The sequence below is a fragment of the Capillimicrobium parvum genome, from assembly GCF_021172045.1.
Lineage (GTDB): Bacteria > Actinomycetota > Thermoleophilia > Solirubrobacterales > Solirubrobacteraceae > Capillimicrobium > Capillimicrobium parvum.
The window spans coordinates 897,943-920,678 of sequence record NZ_CP087164.1 but is presented as its reverse complement, the minus strand read 5'-3'; the positions used below and the strand labels follow the sequence as shown (position 1 = coordinate 920,678).

General features: G+C 71.3%; 19 protein-coding genes. 3 read left to right on the top strand and 16 right to left on the bottom strand.

Annotated features, from left to right (window positions below; genetic code table 11):
• Positions 1-67: 67 nt before the first annotated feature.
• Genes DSM104329_RS04505 through DSM104329_RS04480 form a run of 6 tightly spaced genes read right to left on the bottom strand, consistent with a single transcriptional unit; the run spans position 68 to position 8,111 of the window.
• On the bottom strand, positions 68-1,021 hold the full coding sequence (locus DSM104329_RS04505; RefSeq protein WP_259316183.1) for an LLM class flavin-dependent oxidoreductase: 954 nt from the start codon (positions 1,019-1,021) through the stop codon (positions 68-70).
• Positions 996-2,339 (bottom strand): M20 family metallo-hydrolase, encoded by a 1,344-nt coding sequence (locus tag DSM104329_RS04500; protein ID WP_259314200.1) that lies wholly within the window; start codon positions 2,337-2,339, stop codon positions 996-998. The genes DSM104329_RS04505 and DSM104329_RS04500 overlap by 26 nt, the downstream gene beginning before the upstream one ends.
• Entirely contained in the window at positions 2,336-4,015 is a 1,680-nt protein-coding gene (locus DSM104329_RS04495; RefSeq protein ID WP_259314199.1) for a hydantoinase B/oxoprolinase family protein, read from the bottom strand. The genes DSM104329_RS04500 and DSM104329_RS04495 overlap by 4 nt, the downstream gene beginning before the upstream one ends.
• A gap of 2 nt (positions 4,016-4,017) precedes the next feature.
• Positions 4,018-6,081, bottom strand: coding sequence for a hydantoinase/oxoprolinase family protein (locus DSM104329_RS04490; RefSeq protein WP_259314198.1), 2,064 nt, complete (start codon positions 6,079-6,081; stop codon positions 4,018-4,020).
• Positions 6,082-6,087: 6 nt separating this feature from the next.
• Positions 6,088-7,245, bottom strand: a complete 1,158-nt coding sequence (locus DSM104329_RS04485) for an aminotransferase-like domain-containing protein (RefSeq protein ID WP_259314197.1) — start codon at positions 7,243-7,245, stop codon at positions 6,088-6,090.
• Positions 7,242-8,111 (bottom strand): fumarylacetoacetate hydrolase family protein, encoded by an 870-nt coding sequence (locus DSM104329_RS04480; protein ID WP_259314196.1) that lies wholly within the window; start codon positions 8,109-8,111, stop codon positions 7,242-7,244. Before DSM104329_RS04480 ends, DSM104329_RS04485 begins: the two co-directional genes overlap by 4 nt.
• A 99-nt stretch (positions 8,112-8,210) precedes the next feature.
• On the opposite strand from DSM104329_RS04480, the gene DSM104329_RS04475 reads away from it, so the two are divergent.
• The gene (locus DSM104329_RS04475; protein ID WP_259314195.1) at positions 8,211-8,885 is read left to right on the top strand and encodes a GntR family transcriptional regulator; all 675 of its coding nucleotides are present in this window, start codon (positions 8,211-8,213) and stop codon (positions 8,883-8,885) included.
• Here the strand turns inward: DSM104329_RS04475 and DSM104329_RS04470 are convergent.
• Genes DSM104329_RS04470 through DSM104329_RS04455 form a run of 4 tightly spaced genes read right to left on the bottom strand, consistent with a single transcriptional unit; the run spans position 8,834 to position 14,602 of the window.
• On the bottom strand, positions 8,834-10,093 hold the full coding sequence (locus tag DSM104329_RS04470) for a M20 family metallopeptidase (RefSeq protein ID WP_259314194.1): 1,260 nt from the start codon (positions 10,091-10,093) through the stop codon (positions 8,834-8,836). The genes DSM104329_RS04475 and DSM104329_RS04470 overlap by 52 nt on opposite strands.
• Positions 10,090-11,805 carry a hydantoinase B/oxoprolinase family protein gene (locus DSM104329_RS04465; RefSeq protein WP_259314193.1) on the bottom strand — a complete coding sequence of 572 codons (1,716 nt, stop codon included), beginning with the start codon at positions 11,803-11,805 and terminating at the stop codon, positions 10,090-10,092. Before DSM104329_RS04465 ends, DSM104329_RS04470 begins: the two co-directional genes overlap by 4 nt.
• The gene (locus DSM104329_RS04460; protein WP_259314192.1) at positions 11,805-13,871 is read right to left on the bottom strand and encodes a hydantoinase/oxoprolinase family protein; all 2,067 of its coding nucleotides are present in this window, start codon (positions 13,869-13,871) and stop codon (positions 11,805-11,807) included. Before DSM104329_RS04460 ends, DSM104329_RS04465 begins: the two co-directional genes overlap by 1 nt.
• A complete protein-coding gene (locus DSM104329_RS04455) occupies positions 13,868-14,602 on the bottom strand; it encodes an aspartate/glutamate racemase family protein (protein ID WP_259314191.1) in 735 nt (244 codons plus the stop codon). Before DSM104329_RS04455 ends, DSM104329_RS04460 begins: the two co-directional genes overlap by 4 nt.
• Positions 14,603-14,685: 83 nt before the next feature.
• Here DSM104329_RS04455 and DSM104329_RS04450 point away from each other — a divergent pair, with 83 nt between their 5' ends.
• Entirely contained in the window at positions 14,686-15,504 is an 819-nt protein-coding gene (locus DSM104329_RS04450; protein ID WP_259316182.1) for a FadR/GntR family transcriptional regulator, read from the top strand.
• A 10-nt stretch (positions 15,505-15,514) separates the two neighbouring features.
• Here the strand turns inward: DSM104329_RS04450 and DSM104329_RS04445 are convergent, their stop codons facing one another.
• From DSM104329_RS04445 to DSM104329_RS04425, 5 genes are all read right to left on the bottom strand, one after another.
• Positions 15,515-16,537: an ABC transporter permease gene (locus tag DSM104329_RS04445; protein WP_259314190.1), complete on the bottom strand. Its 1,023-nt coding sequence runs from the start codon at positions 16,535-16,537 to the stop codon at positions 15,515-15,517.
• Positions 16,534-17,496, bottom strand: a complete 963-nt coding sequence (locus tag DSM104329_RS04440; protein ID WP_259314189.1) for an ABC transporter permease — start codon at positions 17,494-17,496, stop codon at positions 16,534-16,536. The genes DSM104329_RS04445 and DSM104329_RS04440 overlap by 4 nt, the downstream gene beginning before the upstream one ends.
• On the bottom strand, positions 17,489-19,048 hold the full coding sequence (locus tag DSM104329_RS04435; protein ID WP_259314188.1) for a sugar ABC transporter ATP-binding protein: 1,560 nt from the start codon (positions 19,046-19,048) through the stop codon (positions 17,489-17,491). The genes DSM104329_RS04440 and DSM104329_RS04435 overlap by 8 nt, the downstream gene beginning before the upstream one ends.
• An 83-nt stretch (positions 19,049-19,131) precedes the next feature.
• Positions 19,132-20,448: a substrate-binding domain-containing protein gene (locus tag DSM104329_RS04430; protein ID WP_259314187.1), complete on the bottom strand. Its 1,317-nt coding sequence runs from the start codon at positions 20,446-20,448 to the stop codon at positions 19,132-19,134.
• Between the two features lie 253 nt (positions 20,449-20,701).
• The gene (locus tag DSM104329_RS04425; RefSeq protein WP_259314186.1) at positions 20,702-21,160 is read right to left on the bottom strand and encodes an Lrp/AsnC family transcriptional regulator; all 459 of its coding nucleotides are present in this window, start codon (positions 21,158-21,160) and stop codon (positions 20,702-20,704) included.
• A 54-nt stretch (positions 21,161-21,214) separates the two neighbouring features.
• Here DSM104329_RS04425 and ald point away from each other — a divergent pair, with 54 nt between their 5' ends.
• The gene (ald, locus tag DSM104329_RS04420) at positions 21,215-22,333 is read left to right on the top strand and encodes an alanine dehydrogenase (protein ID WP_259314185.1); all 1,119 of its coding nucleotides are present in this window, start codon (positions 21,215-21,217) and stop codon (positions 22,331-22,333) included.
• A gap of 112 nt (positions 22,334-22,445) precedes the next feature.
• Here ald and DSM104329_RS04415 read toward each other — a convergent pair whose 3' ends face one another.
• Positions 22,446-22,733 carry a hypothetical protein gene (locus tag DSM104329_RS04415; RefSeq protein WP_259314184.1) on the bottom strand — a complete coding sequence of 96 codons (288 nt, stop codon included), beginning with the start codon at positions 22,731-22,733 and terminating at the stop codon, positions 22,446-22,448.
• Between the last annotated feature and the right edge of the window lie 3 nt (positions 22,734-22,736).

Sequence of the window (22,736 nt, the reverse complement as noted above, 5' to 3'; positions counted from 1 at the left end):
GTGGACTTCACACGCGAGAGGTCGCAGGTTCGAAACCCGCCGCGCCCATCACCGGAGCGCCTGCCGATCAGCAGGTTGCACCGAGCGCATCGATGACCAGTTCGTGGGTGTCGCCGATGGGGCTGAGCACCAGATGATTCACCCCCCGCGCGCGATATGCGTCCATCCGCGCGGCGCACTCGTCGGGGGTTCCCGCGACGGTGAGCGTGTCGACGATGTCGTCGTCGATCGTGGCGGCAGCGGCATCGATGCCACCCGCCTGGAACCGCTCGCGCGTGTGGGCCACGCGTGACTCGTCCAGCCCGCTCTCCCGGGCGATGTTGGCGAACATGGACAGGTACATGGCGATGAGCCGCCGCGCCCGGTCCTTGGCGACGGATGAGCGCTCGTCGCAGGAGGTGACCAGCAGGGAGCAGACGTCGACGTCGTCGAGCGCGCGCCCGGCTCGAGCTGCACCCCGACCGATCCGGTCGAGCGCCCGGTCGACGTAGGCGGTCGACATGAAGCCGTTGATGAGCACGCCATCGGCGACCTCGCCCCCGAGCTCGAGGGCGCGCGGCCCGGTCACGCCGAGATAGAGCGGCACGACATCGCCGCCGCCCAGTCCGGGCGATGTTCCGGCGGCGATGTCCTCGATCCGCACGTCGTCGAGCTCGATCGTCTCGCCGGAGAACGTCACGGGATCGCCCGCGAGCAGCGGGCGCAGCACCTGGACGTACTCCCGCAGGCGCGTCACCGGCCGGTGAAACGCGATCCCCTGCTTGCCGAGGATCAGCGGTGAGCCGGCACCGAGCCCGCCGATGACGCGGTGCGGAGCGAGCTCGCGCAGGCTCGTCAGCGTGACCGCGATCACCATGGGGCTACGGTTGAACACGTTGACGATGGCCGAGCCGACGTGCATCCGCTCGGTGGCCTGAGCGATCGCGGCCATCGGGACGAACGCGTCGCGCGTCATCCGCGTCTCCGCCACCCACGCTGATTCGAAGCCCGCGGCCTCAGCCCGCCGCGCCAGCCGCACCATCTCCGGGACCGACGGCGCCCCGATGAACCCGACTCCCAGCCGGGGGGCGGAACGCTGCCCGGCCGGCTTGTCCTCCGCTGTCTCGACGCTCATCGATCTCTCCTCCGTTCGTGTCTTGACCGGCAAGGGCGCGGATGGCCCGCGCGAGCACCCGCTCGCCCAGCTCGCATTGGTCGGCGGACGTCGCCTCCTCGGGGTGGTGGCTGATGCCGTTCCGGCTGGGAACGAAGATCATTCCCGCCGGCACGGCGCGCCCGATCACCAGCGCGTCGTGGCCCGCGCCGCTGACCACGTCGAGTGCGACGGCCGACTCGGCCGCCGCGGCTCGCGCCACCGTCGCGATGATCGTCTCGTCGAGCTGAAGGGGAGCGAACTCCGTCAGCGTCCGGACGCTCCCCTGCAGACCCTCCTCGGAGGCGATCCGCTCCACGATCCGCCCGACGACGTCGCGCCCGCGATCGAGCGCGTCGGGATCGGCCGACCGGATGTCGACGCTGAGCTCACACCCTCCCGGGATGACGTTCGTCCCGCCCGGATGCGCCGCGATCCGTCCCACCGTGATCCGCAGGTCGCCGCCGCCCAGAGCGGCGTCGCGCAGCGCCACGATCGCTCGGGCGCCCCCGACCAGGGCGTCACGGCGCATGTCCATCGGAACCGTGCCGGCATGGCCGGCATGGCCCGTGAAGCCGACGGCCAGGACGGCGCCGCCCGAGATGGCCCGCACGACGCCGATGTCGGCGCCCGCCTTCTCGAGGACGGGCCCCTGCTCGATGTGCAGCTCGAGGTACGCCCCGACGCGGTCGATCGCGCAGGCGTCCCCCAGCCGATCCGGCGTGAAGCCGGCCTTCCGCATGGCGTCGGCGATCGAGACGCCGTCGGCGTCGACCGCGGCCAGGCTCGGCTCGAGGTCCTCGCCGACGAACGCGCGGCTCCCGAACAGCGGCGTACCGAACCGGGCTCCCTCCTCGTCCATGAAGGCGATGACCCACACCGGCCGGCGCGGTGTGAAGCCCTGCGCCTGGAGGCGGCGTACCGCGGCCAGCGCCGCGAGGACCCCGAGGACGCCGTCGAGCCGGCCCGCGTCGGGCACCGAGTCGAGATGGGATCCGACGGCGAGCGCGGGACCGGTCGCCGGGCCCCACCGGGCCACGACGTTTCCGGCGGCGTCGATGCCGGCATCCAGCCCGAGCGCGGTCGCTTCGCCGACCATCCAGCGCATGGCCTCGACGTGGGCCGGCGACCACGCCAGGCGCGTGATCTGATCGTCGCGGTCGCTGAACCTCGCGACCGTGCGCAGATCATGCGCCAGCCCGCTCACGCTTCGCTCGTCAGACCGTTCATGGCGTCCGCGCGGCGCGCCTCGGGGTCGCGCTCGGACGGCGGCCCGTAGCCCCCTCCGGCGGGCCCGATGAAGCGCAGCACGTCTCCCGCCTCGGCCCGGCGATGCGCGACCTTCGGCGGCAGGACGGTCTCGCGGTCGGTGCCGGGGTTGAGGATCACCGATCCCGGGCTGCCCGGCTCGCCGCCGAACAGGCCCGGAGGGGCGTGGCGCGTGCCGTCCCCGTCGATGGTGTACCCGCCGGGTGCGGTGAAGCCGATGTCGCGCACGCATCCCAGGCCTCCGCGCCAGCGCCCGTCGCCGACGTGGCCCTCCCACAGCTCGTAGCGCTCGATCCGCAGCGGATGATGGCTCTCGACGTCCTCGATCGGGTTGTTGCGCGTGTTGGCGTACAGGGTGTCGACCGCGTCGAGACCGTCCTTGCCGAGCCGGCCGCCGTAGCTGCCTTCGATGATCTCCATGTGCACCCACGGCTCGCCGTCGGTCACCCCCGACAGCGCGGTCGCCTTGAGGTTGCCGATGCCGGCGCTGACACGGTCGGGCACGACGGGCGCGAGCGCCCGCATGACGGTGTCGGCGACGATGTTGCCCCCCATGGCTCGCCCGGTCGTCGGCGCGGGGAAGACCGGGTTGGCCATCGAGCCGAGCGGCGCCTCGATCGTGATCGGCCGGAACAGCCCGGAGTTCGCGGGCACCGCGTCGTGCACCGCCGAATCCAGCAGGATCGAGCGCACGGTCAGCAGCACGGCGATGTCGACGGTGCCGACGAACGGCATGTTGTACGGCTTGTCGGTCTGCTCCGACGTACCGGTGAGGTCGACGTGCATGCTCGAGCCCTCGACCGTGATCGCCACGCGAACGACCCAGTCGCGATACTGCGGGTCGGCCAGCTCAGGGAAGCCGTCGAGCATGCCCTCCGCCTCGTAGCGCCCGTCCGGTATCCGCTCGATCGCCCGGCGCAGGGCCGCCTCGCTCTGGTCGAGCAGGTCAGCGGAAGCGGCGCGCACCGTATCGAGCCCGTAGCGCTCGATGAGCTGGAGATACCGCTCGGCGCCGAGACGCGCGCCGGCGATCTGGGCCTCCATGTCCGGCAGGACGAGTGCCGGGATCCGGACGTTGTCGGCCACCATCCGCCACACCTGTTCGTTGCGCCGGCCGTCCTCCTCCACCTTGACCGCGTTGAACTGCAGTCCCTCGGCGTAGGAGTCGATGGCGTCGACGATGCCCACGGTGCCGGGGGTCAGCGCGCCGAGATCGAGGTGGTGGGCCGCCGTGGCCGAGAACCCGACGAGCTGATCGCCGTGGAAGACCGGGATCACGAAGGCGACGTCGGGCTGGTGCGAGGCACCGTAGTAGGAGTGGTTGTGCATCACGACGTCGCCTGGCCCCCAGGCGTCGCCCAGCTCGGCGAATCGCCGGTTGATGCCGCGGACGTAGCCGGGGATCGGACCCGACTGCAGCGGCGTCGACTGGGGCGACTCGCACAGCTGCTGACCGTCGGCATCGCAGATCACGCACCCGAAGTCCTCGGACTCTCGGATGATCGACGAGTACGACATGCGCGCGAGCTTGTGGCCCATCTCGGTCGCGATCGACTCGAGTGCGCCCGCGATCACCGCCGCGGTCACTGGATCGACCCGTGTCGTCGTCGCCATGATCAGCCTCCGTTCGCGATCGATGTCAGCACGAGGACCCCGTTGTCCTCGGTCCGGGCCCGCCAGCCCGGTGGCACGACCGTGGTCGTGTCCTCCTGCACGAAGATGGCGGGGCCGTCCACCTGATTGCCCGGGGAGAGGTTGGCGCGATCGACGATCACGGTCTCCATCGCGCGCAGCTCGCCGTCGACGCGGAACACCGCGGGGCGGCGGTCGAGCACCGCGGCGCCGAGGTCACCCGATCCCGCGGGCACCCGCTCGAGCTTGGAGCGCGCGCCCGACACCGTGATGCGCATGTTGACGACCTCGATCGGAACGGCGAACTCACGGCCGTACTCCATCCGGTGCAGCCGGTGGAACGTCGCGAACGCCTCTGCGTCGACGCCGCTCGCCCCGAGCGGCACCCGCAGCTCGTAGCCCTGACCGCGATAGCGGCAGTCGAGAGCGCGCTCGACGCGCATGTCCCCGTCGCGCACGCCGTCGCGGCGAAGCCCGCCGCGCAGCTCCTCCTCGAGCTCGTCGAGGCGCCGGCCGAGATCGCCGAAGTCGATGTCGCGCTCCGACGCGAAGACCGTGCGCATGCCGTCGTAGCGCAGATCGCTCGTCAGCAGGCCGGTGGCCGACGTGATGCCCGGATGCGGCGGCACGATCACCTCGGGGATCTCGAGCTCGGCAGCGACCTCGGCGGCATGCAGCGGCCCGGCGCCGCCGAACGCCACGAGCGCGAACTCGCGCGGGTCGTGGCCCTTCTGGACGGTGCGCGAGCGGATCGCCTGGGCCATCGTCGCGTTGACGAGCGCGAGCACCCCTTCCGCCGCCGCGTCGGCGTCCATCTCCATCTCCCCGGCGAGGCGCTCGATCACGGCGAGAGCAGCGTCGCGGTCGAGCTGCATGCGGCCGCCGAGGAAGCGGTCCGGGTCGAGGCGGCCCAGCGCGACGTGGGCGTCCGTGACCGTCGGCTGATCGCCGCCGTTGCCGTAGGCCGCGGGCCCCGGCTCCGCGCCCGCACTCTGCGGGCCGACGCGGAAGGCGCCGACGTCGTCCACCCGCGCGATGGAGCCGCCGCCCGCGCCGATGGCGTGAACGTCGATCATGGGGACGAGCACGGGAAAGCCGGCGACCTGGGAGTCGCGCGCCGACGCCTCGACGACGCCCTGTTCGGTGACGATCGCGATGTCGGCCGACGTGCCGCCGACGTCGAAGGTGATCAGGCGCTTGCGTCCGATCAGCGAGCCTGCCCAGGCTCCGCCGAGCACGCCGGCCGCGGGCCCGGACATGAGCATCGTCACCGGGCGCTCCGCCGCGGCGTCCGCGCTCGCCAGCCCGCCGTTGGAGCGCATGATCCCGACCTGGCCGCGGATCCCCGCCGCGTCGAGACCGGCGCTGAGCCGGCCGAGGTACCGGCCCGTGCCGGGTCCGACGAAGGCGTTGATCGACGTCGTGGTGAAGCGCTCGAACTCGCGGAACTGCGGCACGACGTCGGCGCTCGTCGTCACGAAGGCGTCCGGCATCTCCTCGCGCACGATCTCGGCGGCCCGCCGCTCGTGCGCCGGGTCGAGGTAGGAGAACAGGAAGCAGACCGCAACCGCCTCGACTCCCGCCTCGCGCAGCTCGCGGGCGGCGACGCGCACGGCGTCCTCGTCGAGCGGTCGCATGACGTCGCCGCGCGGCGGGATGAGCCGCTCGGACACCGTCTTGCGATGGCAGCGCTCGACGAACGGGCGCGACTGCCACGGGATGTCCTGCATGACCGAGTAGTGCTCGGGGCGCTGATGACGGCCGATGTGCACGACGTCGCGGAAGCCCTCGGTGGTGATCATCCCGGTCCGCGCGCCGCGGTGCTCGAGCACCGCGTTCGTCGCGACGGTGGTCCCGTGCAGGACGGCCACCACGTCGGACGCGTCGACGCCGGCACGGTCCGTGAGCTCGACGAGCCCCTGGATCAGCGCCTGCCCCGGATCGCTCGGGGTGGAGCGCACCTTGTGGACGTGGACGTCGCCGTTGCCGGCGTCGTAGAGCACCAGGTCGGTGAACGTGCCGCCGATGTCGATGCCTGCGTAGTGCATTGCCGGTTACGCCCCTTGCCTGTCGTGACTCGCCCCGGCTGCCGCCGGCATGGTCGCGGCGCTCGCGGTCCCGTCGACGCTCCCGCGGTGCGCCCGGTACACCGCGGCGAGCCGCGCGATCCCCTCGTCGATCTCCGGCGGCGTCACGCTCGCATAGGAGAGCCGCAGCGCGTGGCGGCCGCCGCTCACGGTGAAGCACGTGCCCGGCATGACGGTCACCTGGTCCGCCTCGAGCTCCTGGCTCAGCGCGACGGCATCGGTGTCGGGCGCGAGCTCGAGCCACACGAAGTAGCCGCCCTCGGGAACGGTGAACCGCGCATCCGGCAGCTCCCGCCGCAGCGCCGTGACGAGGGTGCGCGCCCGCTCCGCCAGGCCGGCGACCGCCTTCGCGATCGCGGCGTCGAGCGCGCCGCCGGCGCAGAGCTCGTACACGACGGCCTGCGAAAGCGTGTTCGCGCTGAGGTAGGTCTCCAGCGATGCCTCCTCCAGCGCGGACACGACCGGCGGGGGCGCGATCAGATACCCGACGCGGACGCCGGGGCAGACGATCTTCGAGAACGACGAGCTGTAGACGATCTCGTCCGGCGCCGCCGTGCCGAGCATCGGCGCCAGTGGGGTGCCGGCAAACCGCAGGTCGGCGTAGGGATCGTCCTCGAGCAGCAGGACGCCGCGGTCCGACAGAAGCTCCACGAGGGCCCGGCGCCGCTCCGGCGGCAGCGTCGTGCCGGTGGGGTTCTGGAAGTTGGGCACCACGTGCAGCAGGCGCGCGGGCACCCCCGCGTCGAGCGCCGCCGCGACCGCATCGACGTTCAATCCGTCAGCGTCGACGGCGATGCCGTGGACGTCAGCGCCCCGCCGGCGCAGAGCGCGCAGCGTCAGGTCGAACGTCGGCGACTCGACCAGCGCCGCGTCGCCCGGACGCAGGACGTGGTCGAAGAGGAACGACATCGCCTGCATCGAGCCGTTGCTGATGAAGACCCGCTCGAGATCGACGCCGTGCCGTTCGGCGATCCACGAGCGCAGCGGTGGATGTCCGGCGGGCGGCCCGTAGCCGGCTATCCCGGCTCGATCACGGCGAAACGCCCGGTGCGCGGCCGCCTCCAGCGCGTCCATGTCGACGATGTCGACCGACGGCATGCCGCGCCCGAAGGAGATCACGCTCATGCCCGCGTCTCCTCACCGGCGATCGCCAGGGACGCGGCCCGGAAGGTGTTCGAGAGCGTGCCCACGCGGTCGATCGACACCTCGACGACGTCGTCGTCGCGCAGATAGGCCGGTGGGCTCATGGCGTAGGCGACACCGCTGGGGGTCCCCGTCAGGATGATGTCACCGGGATGGAGGGTGACGATGCGCGAGATGTCGGCGACGAGGTCCGGGATGCCGAAGATCAGATCGCCGAGGCTCCCGTGCTGGCGCAGATCGCCGTTGACGCGGACGCGCAGTTCGAGGGTGTCGATGTCGCCCACCTCGTCGAGTGTCACGACCGTGGGGCCGATGGGAGTGGAACGCTCCCAGGTCTTGCCGGCGAACCACTGCGTCGATCGCATCTGCACGTCGCGGATCGAGACGTCGTTGGCGGCGCTCAGCCCGGCGACCGCGTCCCACGCGTCAGCCGGGGCGATGTCCCGGCCCCCGGCCCCCACGATCACCGCGAGCTCCCCTTCGTAGTCGACGCATCCCGGCGCCGCCGCAGGGAGCGGGATGACGGCGTCCGGGTCGGTCAGCGCCCGCGGGAGCTTGGAGAACAGCGTCGGATGGTCGGGAAGGTCAACTCCCATCTCGCGGATGTGGGCGCGAAAGTTCACCCCGACGCAGACGACGGCACCGGGATCGAGGATCGGCCGAAGCACGGCCGCCGCATCATGGGCGATCGCGTCCGCCGCCATGGCCGCCTGAGCGGTCGCCCGCCAGTCCGGTCCGCTGCCCAGCAGGGCGCCGACGTCGGCGAAGCCCTCGATCGGCCGAAAGCCCTCGTCGGTCCTCAGCGCGGCGACGGTGCCTTCGTCCAGATCAAGCGTGGCGAGTTGCATCAGACCCAATCCTCTCAGAAAAATATTCTTGCCGCCATAACCTTATAAGTCCCCAACGAAATGTGTCAAGACTGGTTCCACAAGCTAAGCTGACCTGGCATGGCACGGACCGAAGACGGAGGCAACAGGATCGGCAGCACCTACGAGGCGCTGCGCCAGGAGATCATGGGCGGTCGGCTGGCGCCCGGTGCGCGGCTCAAACCGGGCGAGGTCGCCGAGCGGCTCGGCGTCAGCATCCCTGTGGTGCGCGAGGCGCTCACGCGGCTCGTCGGCGACCGGCTCGTCGTCTCACGGGCCCACCAGGGCTTCTCGGTCGTCGCGCTCACGTCCGAGCACCTGACGCAACACACCGAAGCGCGGATCCGGATCGACGGGCTCGCCGTCCGCCTCGCGACCGAACGCGGTGATCTCGAGTGGGAGTCCTCGGTGGTCGCGGCCCTGCATCGGCTCCTCAGCACCCCGCAGCGCACCGCGAACGAGCAGGACTCGGTGTCCGACGCCTGGGCGGCGGCGCATTTCAGCTTTCACCACGCGATCGTCTCGGGCTGCGGCAACGACGTGCTGCTGGACATCCGCGATCAGCTCGCCTCCACCGCCGACCTGATCGTGCACTGGGCGGCGGCGAAGCGCCCGCAGCGCGACGCCGTCGACGAGCACAACGCGATCGCCGACGCGGTCATCGCGCGTGACGGCGAGCGCGCTGCCTCACTGCTGGAGAGCCACTACCAGACGACGGCGGACTCGCTCATCGTCAGCGGGCTCGTCGGGCCCTGAACGTCACATGAGGAGTTCCGCGGCGACGCGGGCGGTGGCCAGGCGGCCTGACGCAGCTGCTCGACCGACACGCGCTCGTCGGCGCAGTGCGTCTCGACGATGTTGCCGGGGCCGAAGGTGACCGCCTCGATGCCGGCGTCGTTGACCAGGTTGCGCACATCGCTGCCGAACGGCGCTCCGTAGATCTCCCCGGGCTCGCCCGTCACCGCCCCCACGGCGGCGACGACACGCTGGGCGAACGCGGACCCGGGATCGATCTCCGTGCCCGCCCACGGCTCGACGAGGTGCCGGATGTCGAACGCGAAGTCCGGGTCGTGCGCCTTGATCGCCTCCAACCGCGCGCGCAGCACCTCGAGCTCCTCGTGGCCGTCCTCGCTGGGAAGCATCCGGCGGTCCAGCGTCAGCTCGCAGTAGTCGGCGACCGCGTTCTCCTTGACACCGCCGGTCACCAGCGTCGGGGTGCACGAGCCGCTGGACAGCAGCGGGTGGCCCCGAGTCGCGACCTCGGCGCTGTACTCCTCGATGACCGCGAGCACCGGCGCCAGGCGGGACACCGGGTTGACGCCGTACTGGGCACGGCTCGCGTGGATCGAGCGGCCGTGAACGCGGATGCGGATGAACGCCAGCCCGCGGGTGGCGGTGGCGACGCGCAGCCCGGTCGGCTCGGTCGTGATGCCGTAGTCGCCGGTGAGCCCGGCCTCCAGCAGCGACAGGGTCCCCGGCTCGCCTAGCTCCTCGCCGGCGGCGAAGTGCAGCACGAGGTCGCCGCGCAGGCGCTCGCGATGCGCGGCGAGATATCGCGCCACGGCGACCTGGACGGCGAGGCCCGCCTTCATGTCGCAGGCGCCGCGCCCGTAGAGGAAGCCGTCGCAGACCTCGCCGCCGAACGGGTCCTTCGTCCACTGGTCGGCGTCGTCGATCGGCACCGTGTCCATGTGCCCGTTGAGGACGAGCCGCGGACCGTCGCCCGAGCCGCGCAGGACCGCACCGACGGACGGGCGCCCCGGGGCGAACTCGACGACCGAGACCTCCAGCGGCAGCCCGCCGAGCGCCCGTTGCACCGCCTGGGCCATCGCCGCCTCATAGATGCCCGGATTGACGCTCTGCGCCCGCACCAGCGACCGCAGCACGCCGACGAGGTACGCCTCGTCGAAGGCCCCGTCGGCGCGCATGTGCGCCATCTCCTGCATGCCTGTCGCCTCGCTCACGACGCTCGGAGCCGATCGGCGTCGAGCCCGTAGTCGCGTTCCGCGGCCGCGGCTGACACGTAGCCCTCGCGGACGTCGGACCGCACCCGCTCGGGATCGCGCTCGCGTGGATCGCCGAAGCCGCCGCCCCCGCCCACCCGGTGCGAGATCAGGCAGTCGCGCTCGACGCCCCGCCCGCCGAGCATCGGGCTGTTCTCGGCGCGGTCCCCATCGGCGTAGAGCACGAGCGACGAGCACATGCCGTCGCCGCCACCGAACAGCCCGGGCGGCGCGAAGCGCCATCGCGACATGACGCACGAGACCATGGCTCCCTCGCTGCGCACGCGGTAGTCGGTCCGGATGCCCAGGCCGCCGCGGAAGCGCCCTGGGCCGCCGGAGTCCTCAATGAGCTCGTAGCGCTCGACGAGGAGCGGGAACTTCGCCTCGGTCACCTCGACGGGAACGTTGTCGTTGTCGCCGTTGAGGATCGGGCACAGGCCGTTGATGCCGTCCTTGGACGACCGCGCGCCCCATCCACCGGCGTACGGCATGAAGTGGATGTAGGGCTGGCCGTGCCGGGGGTCCACGCCGGCGATGACCATGGCCTGGACGCCGCCGAAGATGCCGGCCTGCACCTGGTCGGGCAGGACCGGGGCCAACGCCGAGAACACGCCCTCGATGAGGGCGCGCACGAGGTTGTCGGCGGTCGTGCCGGCCGCGGGATGGATCGGATCGGTGATCGTCCCCGGCCGGGTCGTGAGGCTCATCGGCCGGTAGAACCCCTGGTTGGCGGCGAGCTGCGGTCCCAACAGGCACTTCATCGCCACCCGCAGCGACGCCTCGGCGACCACGCGGCTGCAGTTGCCGCACGACCCCGGACGCTGGGCATCGCAGTCGGTGAGGTCGAACGCCACATCGCTGCCGTCGATCGTCACGTGCACGACGACCCGGACCGGCTCGTCGCTCACCCCGTCGCTGTCGAGGAAGTCCTCGGCGGTGTAGGTGCCGTCGGGCACCTTGGCGATCTCGCTGCGCACGTGCGCCTCGACGTAGTCGAACAGCGACTCCACGCAGGCGCCGACCAGCGCCGGGCCGTACTTCTCGAGCATCTCGTGCACGCGCACCTCGGCGACGTGGCAGGCCGACAGCTGGGCCATGAGATCGCCGAGGTTGTCGTCGCGCATCCGGACGGACGCGAGCAGGAGCTCGAGGAGCTCCTCGTTGCGCTCCCCCGCGTGATACAGGCGCAGGGGCGGGACGGTCACGCCCTCCTGATAGGTGTTCGTCGCGTCGGCGGACCAGCTGCCCGGGTCCTTGCCGCCGATGTCGGTCCAGTGCCCCTTCGTCACCGCGAAGACCACCGGCCGGCCTTCCCAGAAGATCGGCTTGAGCAGGTTGATGTCGTTCTTGTGCGTGCCGTTGGCCGTGTACGGATCGTTCGAGATGAACACGTCGCCCGGCCGCATCTCCGCCAGCGGATAGCGCTCCAGCACGGGCGCGAGCGTCTGCTGCATCGACCCGAGGAAGACCGGGATCCCCTCGGCCTGCGCCATCACGTCCCCATTCGGGCGCAGCAGCACGCTGGAGAAGTCCTTGACCTCGCAGATGATCGGCGAGTAGGCCGCGCGCTGCAGCGCAACCGACATCTCGCGGACGATCGCGATCATGCGGTTCTGGATCACCTCGCGAGCGATCGGATCGACGGCCGTGCGCGATCCGCCGGCGCTCACCATCAGACTCCCTCCTCTGCGTCGCTCATGGTCAGGCTCAGGACACCGTCGCGTCGGGCCCGCGCGACCCAGCCCGGCGGCACGTACGTGGTGGAGCCGGGCTCCTCGAGGACCAGCGGTCCCTCGTGCGGGACGTCCGCCTCCAGCGCCGCGCGCTCGAGGCGCGTCGCCTCGACCCGCGCCCCGTCCACGTAGATGCCCGCCGATCGCCCGGCGCGCGCGCGTTCGGGCGCACGCGCCGTGAACGTCATGACGCTCCGGCCGCCCATCTGCGCGGAGCTCACGACCTGGATGCGGACGATCTCGACCGCGACGTCGTCGCGCTGGAAGCCGTAGAGACGGAGGTGCTTGTCATGGAAGCGCCGCTGCGCCGCCTCGCGCAGATCGCTGCCCAGGTCCTGCGTGAGCTCCACCGAGAGCACATGGTCCTGCCCGGCGTAGCGCAGCTCCGCGAAGCGGGCGATGTCGATCCGGCCAAGGCCGCGGTGCTGGGCCTCCAGCGCGGCGCGCGCCTGGCGTTCCAGCTCCGCGAACGCCGCCTCGAGCTGCTCCGCGGACGGGTCCGACGCGACATCCACGAGCATCCGGTCGACGTCATGGCGCAGGTCGGCGCTGAGGATGCCGGCCGCCGAGAACGTGCCGGGCTCGGGCGGCACGAGGACCTCCCCGATCGAGAGCGCGCCCGCCAGCTCGCAGGCATGCAACGGGCCCGCGCCGCCGAACGCCAGCAGGGAGAACTCGCGAGGGTCGTAGCCGCGCGCGATCATCATCTCCCACAGCAGCCGGGTCATGTTCGAGTTGACGACCGTGACGATGCCCTCTGCCGCGGCCTCGACGGACAGACCGAGCGGCTCGGCGACGCCCTCCGCGACCGCCCGCTCGGCCGCCGCCGCGTCGAGCTCCAGCTCACCTGCCAGGAAGTAGCCGGGATCGATGCGGCCGAGCACCACGTTCGCATCGGTCACCGTCGCGGCCCGGCCGCCCCGGCCGTAGCAGGCCGGGCCGGGGTCGGCCCCGGCACTCTCCGGTCCCACCCGCAGACCACCGAAGTCATCCACGCGGGCGATCGAGCCGCCCCCGGCCCCGATCGCCTCGATGTCGATCATCGGCACCATCACGGGCCACCGGCCGACATGGCCGACGGAGCGGGTCACCGGGGCGCCGCGGTCGACGATCGCCACGTCCGCGCTGGTGCCGCCCATGTCCAGCGTGACGAGGCTGGTCTCGGGCCCCAGCGCACGCGCCAGTCCGGCCGCCCCGGTCACGCCTCCGACCGGTCCCGACATCAGGGTCGAGACCGGCCGCTCGCGCGCGGTCGAGCCCGACATCACCCCGCCGCTGGACTGCATGATCAGGACGTTGGCGTCGAACCCGCGGTCGTCGAGCTCGCGCTCGAGCACCGTCATGTACCGGTCGACGATCGGCTTCGTCGCCACGTTGGACACCGTGGTCGACGTCCGCTCGAACTCGCGCCACACCCGGCTGATGTCGCTGGAGATGGAGATGCTGGCGGTCGGGAGCACCTCCTGCACGACGTCGCGCACCTCCCGCTCGTGGCGGCCGTCCACGTACGCGTGCAGCAGGCACACGGCGATCGACGTGACGCCCTCGGCGGCGAACTCCGCCGCGAGCGCGCGCACCTCGGCGGAGTCGACCGGCGACAGCTCCTCGCCGGTGTACGTCATGCGCGCGCCGACCTCACGGCGCAGGCGCCGCGGCACGAGCGGCTGCGGCTTGTCCTGCTGGAGGTTGTACATGTCCGGTCGGCTCGTGCGCATGATCTCGAGCACGTCGCGGAACCCACGCGTCGTGATCAGGCCGACCGCGGGCGTCGTTCCCTCGAGCAGCGCGTTGAGCGCGATCGTCGTGCCGTGCACGAAGGCCTCGAGGCGATCCGGCGCCGCCCCCGCGCGGTCGAGGCCGGCGAGGATGCCGACCGTGATGTCCCGCGGGGTGGTGCTGACCTTCAGCGCCCGCACGGCACCGGATGTGTCCTCGAACACGACGTCGGTGAACGTCCCGCCGATGTCGACGGCGACCCTGCGCACCGCCTCGGGACGGCCCGTCATGCGGAGACGCCGCCCAGGCCCGGAACGCCGGCGAGGTCCTTGGGCTCGGGCCGCATGAACGCCGCGTGGCGGCTCGTCTTGAGCCCGTAGTCGTGAAGCCCCTCGAGCAGCTTGACCGCGCACACGATGCCGTCGATGACGGGCACGTCGACGGCCTTGGCGATCTCGTCGTCCAGCGGGCCCATGCCGCCGCAGCCCAGCAGGATGGCCTCCGCGCCGTCCTCCGCGACCGCGGCCTGCGACGCCTTGACCATCTCGCGCACGGCACGCTCGGGCTCACGCTCGCAGTCGAGCACCGACAGCGGGGTCGTGCGGATCGATGCACAGCGCTGCTCGAGGCCGTGGAAGCGCACCAGGTGCTCGGCCATCGGCTTGACGCGCGGGATCACGGTGACGATCGACCACTTGTGCGCCACCGTGCACGCCATCAGCATCGAGGCCTCCGCGATGCCGACGACCGGCACCGGCGACAGCTCCCGGCAGGCGTACAGGCCGGGATCGCCGAAGCAGGACAGGATCACGCCGTCGAACGCGTCGGCGCGCTCGCGGATCGTCTGGAGGAACGACATGATCGCGAACTCCTCCTCGTAGGCGCACTCGACCGACTCCGCGCCGAACTTCGCGGTGAAGCCCTCGATCTCGGTACCCGCGCGCGCATAGCGGTTCGCCTGGCGCTCCATGTCCGCGGTCATCGCCTCGGTGGTGTTCGGGTTCAGCAGCATCAGGCGCATTGCGTGGACTCCTCCTGGTTTGGCATTGACCTATTTGACGATCCAATGCAGTAACTGCGGCCATGCGAGAACCGGTGCCCTCGATGGTCAAGGCCGAGCAGCAGGCGCCCGAAGCCGGCGTCCCGTACGACGACCGCGGCACCGCCGCCTTCCGTCCGATCCGGGTGCGCACCGCCGCCGACGAGGTCGTGGCCGTGCTCGTCAACGCGATCAGCGGCGGCCTGTACCCACCCGGTTCCATGCTCCCTCGCGAGCGTGACCTCGCCGCCCGCCTCGGTGTCAGCCGCACCGTCGTGCACGAGGCGATCGGCGTCCTGCGCCGCGCCGGCGTCGTATCCGTCCGGCGGGGCGCCTCCGGCGGCGCGACGGTCATCGCGCCGGAGAAGATCGCGGAGGTCATGGCCGGCCGGGGCGACGAGACCGCGCTCGCACTCCCCACGCTGCTGGAGGTGCGCCGCACGCTGGAGCTGACGGGGGCCCTCCTCGCCGCCGAACGCGCCACCGCGGCCGAGCTGTCCCACCTGCGGGAGCTCGTCGAGGCGCTCGACGAGCTGCTCGACGACGCGGCGGCGTTCCTCGCCCGGGACATCCGGTTTCATGCCGCGCTCGCCACCGCCTCCGGAAGCCCCGGCCTGGCTCAGTCCGTGCGCTGGGTCCTCGACCGGATCACGCTCGTCATGACGCAGTGCCCGGTGGGCCGGGTCGACCTCGGCGTCGCCCTGGCCAACCAGCGCCGCACGCTGGAGGCGGTGGAGCGGCGCGACCCCGAGCGCATCATCGCGACGATGGACGACCACATGGCGGCCTTCGAGGAGCTGTTCGTCGGCCGGCGCCTCGGCGCGTCGCGGCCCGCGAAAGAGCCCTCCGCGGCAACGGGCGCGGACCTCGCCGGATCGGCGTGAGCGCGCCGGCTCAGACACGGTCGCGCACACGTCGCTCGCGTCCGTGAACGCCCACGACGAGGGCGATCAGCACGCCTGACAGCATCAGCTGCTCGGCCGTTCCCGCGCCCTTGCCGACCAGGATCGTGGTCAGAACGGTGAGCAGGAGCGCGCCGACCACCGTGTTCGCGTACCCGCCGACTGCGCCGAACGCCACGCCGCCGACGATGATCGCCGCGAGCCCCTGGAACAGGTACGGGTTCCCGATCGCGAGGTCCCCACCGCCGGCGAAGCCGCCGAGAAGGACGCCGGTCACGGCCGAGAGGACGGCCCCGAGCGCGAACGTGCCGGTCCACATGCGACGGGTGCGCACGAGCCCGTACGCCGCCGCGGTCGGGTTGGCGCCCGTCAGGTAGAGCCGGCGGCCGGTCACCGTCAGCCGCAGGCCGATGATGAGCAGCACGGCGAGAACGGCCCAGAGCACGACGACCGGCGGGATGCCGACCCCCAAGGTCGTGCCGGCCGGCGAGACGAACCGGGACAGCCAGGCCGGCGCCTGGCCGCCGGGCGTGCCCCCGGTCCACACCAGGATCGCTCCGGTGATGAGCGCCGCGGTGCCCAGCGTGACGATCATCGACTCGAGCTGGAAGCGATGGCTGAGCCATCCCGTCAGGCCCCCGAGAACGGCGGCGATCGCGCCGACGACCGCCAGGATCGCGATGAACGGCCAGTGACTCGCGCCCGACAGCTGCGCGGTGATGGTCGCTCCGGCCGCGATGTAGGCGGGCACCGCCAGGTCGAATCCGCCGATGAGGATCACGAGCGTCGGCCCGGCCGCGGAGATGCCGAGCAGCGCGGCCAACACCAGCATCGACTTCACGCTGCCCGGGCTCGAGAAGCCGTCGATGGTGCTCGCGCCGTAGATGAACAGCGCGACGATGGCCGCCAGCTGGGCCAGCGGCAGACGCTCCTGCGCCCGGCTCAGCGTGCGCAGCAACGGGCGCCGCCCGGCGGTCTCGCGGCCCTCCGGGGTCTCGGCCGTATCCGCGCTCACGTCGCTCCTCCGAACCGCCGCTTGCTCGTCACCAGCGCCCCGAACACGAGTGCGCCGACCAGCAGCGCCCCATAGACGACCGAGGTGTAGTTCGGCGAGACGTGCACCGCGGACAGGAAGGTCTGCAGCAGGTAGATCACGGCCGCGCCGAGCAGCGTGCCGATCAGCCCTCCGCGGCCACCGCCGATCGGCGTGCCGCCCAGCGAGACCGCGGCGAGCGCCAGGAGCGTGTACTCCGTGGCCAGGGCGGTGTCCGCCGACTGCACCAGCGCCGTGAGCGCGATCCCGCCGATCCCGGCGAACAGGCCTCCGATGCCGTACGCGAGCGCCCGCACCACGGTCACCGGCACGCCCGACGCAAACGCCGCCGCGTCGCTGCCGCCCACCGAGTACAGCGCGCGCACGTACGGGGTCGCCGCCAGCGCGAGCCAGATCAGCACCACGGCGGCGACGAGGATCAGCCCACCCGGCACCGGGCCGACGCTCTGTCCGAGCTGCTCGGTCCAGTTGCCCGGAGCCTGGCCGGCGGTCGGCGCGATCTTCAGGGCGACGCCCTGCAGGACGAAGAACATGCACAGCGTCGCGACGACCGGGGGATAGCGCAGGACACCGACGAAAAAGCCGTTGACGAGCCCGATCGCCGTGGAGATGGCGAGCACGATCGCGATCGCCAGCGGAGCGGCGACGTCGTGCGGGAACAGCCAGAAGACGAGCACGACGTTCACGACGCTCATGGCCGGCCCGATCGAGATGTCGATCCCTCCGCCGCCGCTGAGGATCGACGGCATGCTCGCGAGGGCGGCGATCGCGAGCGGCGCGAACGTCGCCAGCTGATCGGGCACGTTGTCCCAGCTGACGAAGCTCGGCTCGGCGATGACGTTGCCGACGAACAGCGCGAGCGACAGGGCGAGAGCGAGCACGAAGCTGTGCTTGCGCACCAGGGCGAGAACGTCATGCATGCGCCGTCGCCCCTGACCGGAAGAACGCCGAGACGAGCGTCTGACGGCTCAGCTGAGCCCGCGTCAGCTCGGCGGACAGCTCATGCTCGCGGAACACGAGGACGCGATCCATCAGCTCAACGTGCTCGTCGACCTCCGTCGACAGCATGACCACGGCCATGCCGTCGTCGGCAAGCTCGCGCAGCAGGCCGTAGAGGTCGCGCTTGGCCCCGAGGTCGATGCCGCGCGTCGGATCGTTGAGCAGCAGGATCCGCGGCCCGGCCGCCAGCCAACGGGCCAGGACCACCTTCTGCTGGTTGCCCCCGCTCAGGGAGCGGATCGGATCCTCGACGCGTCCGAGCTTGATGCCCAGACGCTCGACGAAGGGCAGGAACCGCTGGACCGTGCGGCGGTCCGCCACCAGACCGGCCCGGCGGTCGGCGGGCAGCGTGGCCACCGCGAAGTTCCGCAGGATCGACAGCGACTCGAACAGCGCCTCACCGCGGCGCTCGCGCGGCAGATACGCGATGCCGCACGCCGCGGCATCCGCCACCGTCGAGATCGGACGGCCGGCCTGCGCATCCCCGGACAGGATCTCGCCGCCTGCCACGCCGAACCCGCCAAGTCCGCGCAGGAACCGATCCTGGCCATGCCCATCCAGCCCGGCGAGCCCGACGATCTCCCCGGCGCGAAGGGTGAAGCCGAGCGGCGCACCCCCCGCACGCAGGCGCGCGTCGCGCGCACGAAGGACGACCGCGCCGCCGGCCGACGACCGCCGCGTCACCTCGTCGGGTACGAGGTGGCCGGAGCCGGTCATGAGCCGGACCAGATCCTCCGTGCGGGCCTGCCCGCGCTCCAACGTGGCGACCGTGCGCCCGGCGCGCATCACCGTGACGCGGTCGGCGATCTCGTCGACCTCATCCATGCGGTGCGAGATGAAGATCACGCTGCAGCCCGCCGAGCAACGGCGGCGAATGACGTCGAACAGCCGGTCTCGGGTCGCGATGTCCAGCGCCGAGGTCGCCTCGTCGAGGATCAGGACCTTCGGGTCGCGCAGGAGCGCGCGGGCCACGCAACACGCCTGCCGGACGCTGAGCGACAGCTCCTCGACCGGGCGGTCCAGCGGCGGCGGCTCGACCAGGAGCTCCGCCAGGATCGCCGCCCCCCGACGCCGCTTCTGCTCGCGACCCACGCGATGGCGCAGGATCCCGTCGACGCCCAGCCAGAGGTTCTCGCCGACCGTCTGCGCCGGCACGACGAGGACCTCCTGGAACGCGGTCACGATCCCGTGCCGGGATGCGCCGCGGGGACCCGGAACCCGATCCAGCGTCGTGCCGTCGACGACGACGGTGCCGGCATCGGGCGGATGCACGCCCGTGAGGATCTTGACCAGGGTGCTCTTGCCCGAGCCGTTCTCGCCCACGAGCGCGTGCACCTCGCCGGGGGCGACGGCGATGGTCGCCTCGGCGATCGCCTGGGTGGCGCCGAACGCCTTGACCACGCCGCGGGCGTCAAGGACCGCGGGGGCGGCTGCGCCGGTCGACTGCGTCGTCTCGGTGGAGCTGGTGATCATCGGCGTACGGCGTCGATGAGGCGGAGTCCCCGGTCGCAGACCGTCCCGCGACCGGGGTGGCTCGTCATGCCTCGTCGCCTCCGCTACTGCCCCGCCGCGACGCCCTGATCGCCGTTGGCGAAGTAGGCATCGAAGGAGGACGACTTCGGCACCAGGGCATCCGGCACGACCGCGACGTCTTCGGTCTTGTCGGTCCATCCCGGCTTGATGAACTGATCGAGGTTCCCGTCGTCCACGCCGACGGTGGGGATGAGGATCTCGCTGATCTTCGGCCCGTTGCCGTCGAACATCCGCGCCAGGGTGTCCTGGATGATCGGCGTCGTCTGCGGATAGCCGACCGCCAGCCCGTGGTAGTCGGGCAGATGGTCCTTCCAGTAGACGAGCGTGCCTCCGGCCGGGAGCGGCTCCATGACCGGCGGCACCGGCCGCCCGGCCTGCTCGAAGGCCTCGATGATCCCAGGTGCCATCGTGCCGGCCTGCGCGACACCGTCGATCTTGCCGGGGTGGGTGGCGAGGAACTTCAGCACCTCGGCCTTGGCGACCGAAGGGGTGTACATCCCGACGACCTTGCCCGCGACGGTGACGTCACTGCAGCTCTTGAGCATGTCCTCGTAGGCGCGGCCGGAGATCGTGTCCTGGGAGAAGCCCGGCACTCCGCGGACGATGAGGACGTTGCCCTTCCCGCCCATGTTGTTGACCAGACGCGATGCCATCACCTGGGAGTCGCGGTAGAAGTTCTGGTTCAGGTTGATCGCGTTCGCGGAGTCAACCGCGCCGCCGGCGATCGTGATGGTCGGGATGCCGGCCTTTGCGGCCGCCGCGATCGGCTGCGCGAACGCACCGGGCGACAGCGGCTGCAGGATGATCACGTCGACCTTCTGGCGGACCAGGGAGTTGTACTGCTGGATCTGATCGGTCAGCTTGCCCGAGCTGGTGACGAGCGGGACGACCTCCTCGACACCGGGAACCGCCTTCGCGGCCGCCTGCGCCTGCTTGAACCCTTCGCTCTGCACGGGGTTGGACAGCTGAGCCCAGAGCACGCCGACCTTGTAGGGCGCGGCATGGCTCGGCTTCCAGTCCGTCCAGACGCTCTTGTGGACCGTCTCGGGGTAGCCGCCGAACTGCTCCTTCACGCCGGCGTCGAAGGCTCCGAGCATCCCGTCCGGGTCGGCCGGGGCCTGGGTCGAGATGGGCCCGCAATTCGATGCCAGGGCCGCCTTGCCGCTCCCGCTCGTGGCTGCGGTGGTGGTGGTCCCGGACGGCGCGGTGGACGCCGCGGTCGCGGCGCTGCCCGCCGTGGTGTCGCTGCCGCTGCTCCCGCATCCCGCGGAGACCGCCGCGAGCGCGACGATGCCCCCGATCACGGCCATTCGCCGTCGGCGGACAAGCCGTCTACGCATGGTTTGACCCCTTCCTCTCCTCGTCCCTGCCCGGACCTACGGCGCCGACGCGTCAGCGCCGGACCGGATGCGAGCAGAAAAGTTTTTGACGCTGATTATGCGTTCATCACACGATAAGCGACCAATCGCGGCGAAGTCAAGACGATCCTCGACATGACGAGCGAGTCGCGCAGGAAACCGTCTGTCGCACGCGGCCGATCCCGCCGGTCATCGGCGGCGAGGGAGACCTCTCGAGCGCGGCGGCGCCGGCGACTCAGGCGGCGGAGGCGCCGCGACGCGGCATCCGCGTGCGCATGACGATGCGCGTCTCGGTCACGGTCGCTCCGGCCCGGCGCAACGCGCGAACGGTGTGGTCCAGGTCGTCGGCGTCAGCGCACGAGAGGCGCACCTGGTAGTCGAAGCGCCCGGTGAGGAACGTGAGCTCGCGGACCGACGGCAGCTGAGCCGCCTGCGCCTCGAACGCATCCGGGTCGGCGGTGGAGCTCAGCCGGAGATCGACGAGGGCTTCCAGACCGCGCCCGAGCGCACTGAAGTCGACGGTCGCCGTGAACCCCGTGATGACACCGCCCTCCACCAGCCGGCGCACACGCGGCGCGACCGCATGCGGCGTCAGACCCGTCAGCTGCCCGAGGTAGGTGTACGTGGCACGTCCGTTTCGGACCAGCTCGCCGATGATCTCTCGGTCGATCTCGTCCAGCTCAAGCGCTTTCACAGGCGATCGCCAAGAAAGATGACACAAGGCACGATTCGCGGAGACGCTGCGCCCATGACCGTCATCGGCGTTCCCAGCGAGATCAAGACCGACGAGTACCGCGTCGGGGCCACCCCCGCCGGCGTGCGAGAGCTGATCGGCCATGGTCATGAGGTGGTGGTGCAGGCGGGGGCGGGGGTGGGGTCGGCGATCGCGGATGGTGCGTTTGTGGAGCAGGGTGCGCGGATGGTGGGGGATGCGGCGGGGGTGTTTGCGCAGGCGGATCTGATTGTGAAGGTCAAGGAGCCGTCGGCGGGTGAGGTGGCGATGTTGCGGGCTGATCAGACGGTGTTTACGTATTTGCATCTGGCGGCGGATGCGGGGTTGACGCGGGGGTTGATGGGGTCGGGGGCGACGTGTATTGCCTATGAGACGGTGGAGGATGGGCGGGGGCGGTTGCCGTTGTTGGCGCCGATGAGTGAGGTGGCGGGCAAGATCGCGACGCAGGCGGGGGCGTTCATGCTCGAGAAGCCGTTGGGGGGGCGGGGGTTGTTGTTGGGTGGGGTGCCGGGGGTGGCGGCCGGGAAGGTGATGGTCATCGGTGGTGGGGTGGTGGGTCAGAACGCGGCGGAGATCGCGATCGGGATGGGCGCGGAGACCTATGTGTATGACCGGTCGATCGATCGGTTGCGGGAGCTTGAGGTGCTCTTGAATGGGCGGTGTTCGACGTGTTTTGCGTCGACGTTGGAGATCGAGGAGCGTCTGCCCGAGGTCGATCTGGTGATCGGGGCGGTGCTGATCCATGGGGCCCGGGCGCCGCGGGTGATCACTCGCGATCAGTTGCGGTTGATGAAGCGCAACGCGGTGTTGGTCGATGTGTCGATCGATCAGGGCGGCTGTTTTGAGACGTCGCGGCCGACGACGCATTCCGAGCCGACCTATGAGGTCGACGGGATCACCCACTATTGCGTGGCCAACATGCCCGGCGCGGTGCCGATCACCAGCACCTACGCGCTGACGAACGCCACGATGCCCTACCTGGTCCGTCTCGCCGACCACGGCCTGGCCGCGCTGCACGACGACCCCGGCTTCCTCGCCGGTCTCAACGTCTACGCCGGACAGGTCACCTACGCCCCCGTCGCCGACGCGGTCGGCGTCGAGGCCGCCGATCCCGACGCACTGCTCCCCGCCTAGTGCTGTCCCAGCCCAGCTCTCGAACACCTGGCCGATCCCGCGCGGACTTCGACACGAACGGCAGGCCGCTCAGATCGGTCCGCATGCCATCGAGCTGATCGCTGCGCCCCGATCAGCCGTGGCCGACGCCGACGCGGGCGTCGCCCCGCGCGTACACGGCCGGCTCGAGCCCGAGGAGCCGCAGATCGCCCACGAGCATGTCGACCTCCGCCATGGCGGCGTCCGACGTCTGCGCGACGTCGAGGCTCAGCACCCACGACGTCTCGTCGAGCGGCGCGGCGCGGAGGTCCTCGACGCACGACGCCTCGAGCAGCTCGTCACGCCGCTCGCGCACCCAGTCGCCGAACGCCTCGTGCGACAGGGACGCGTGCAGCGAGCAGCGGATGAGGAGCGTCGGCATGCT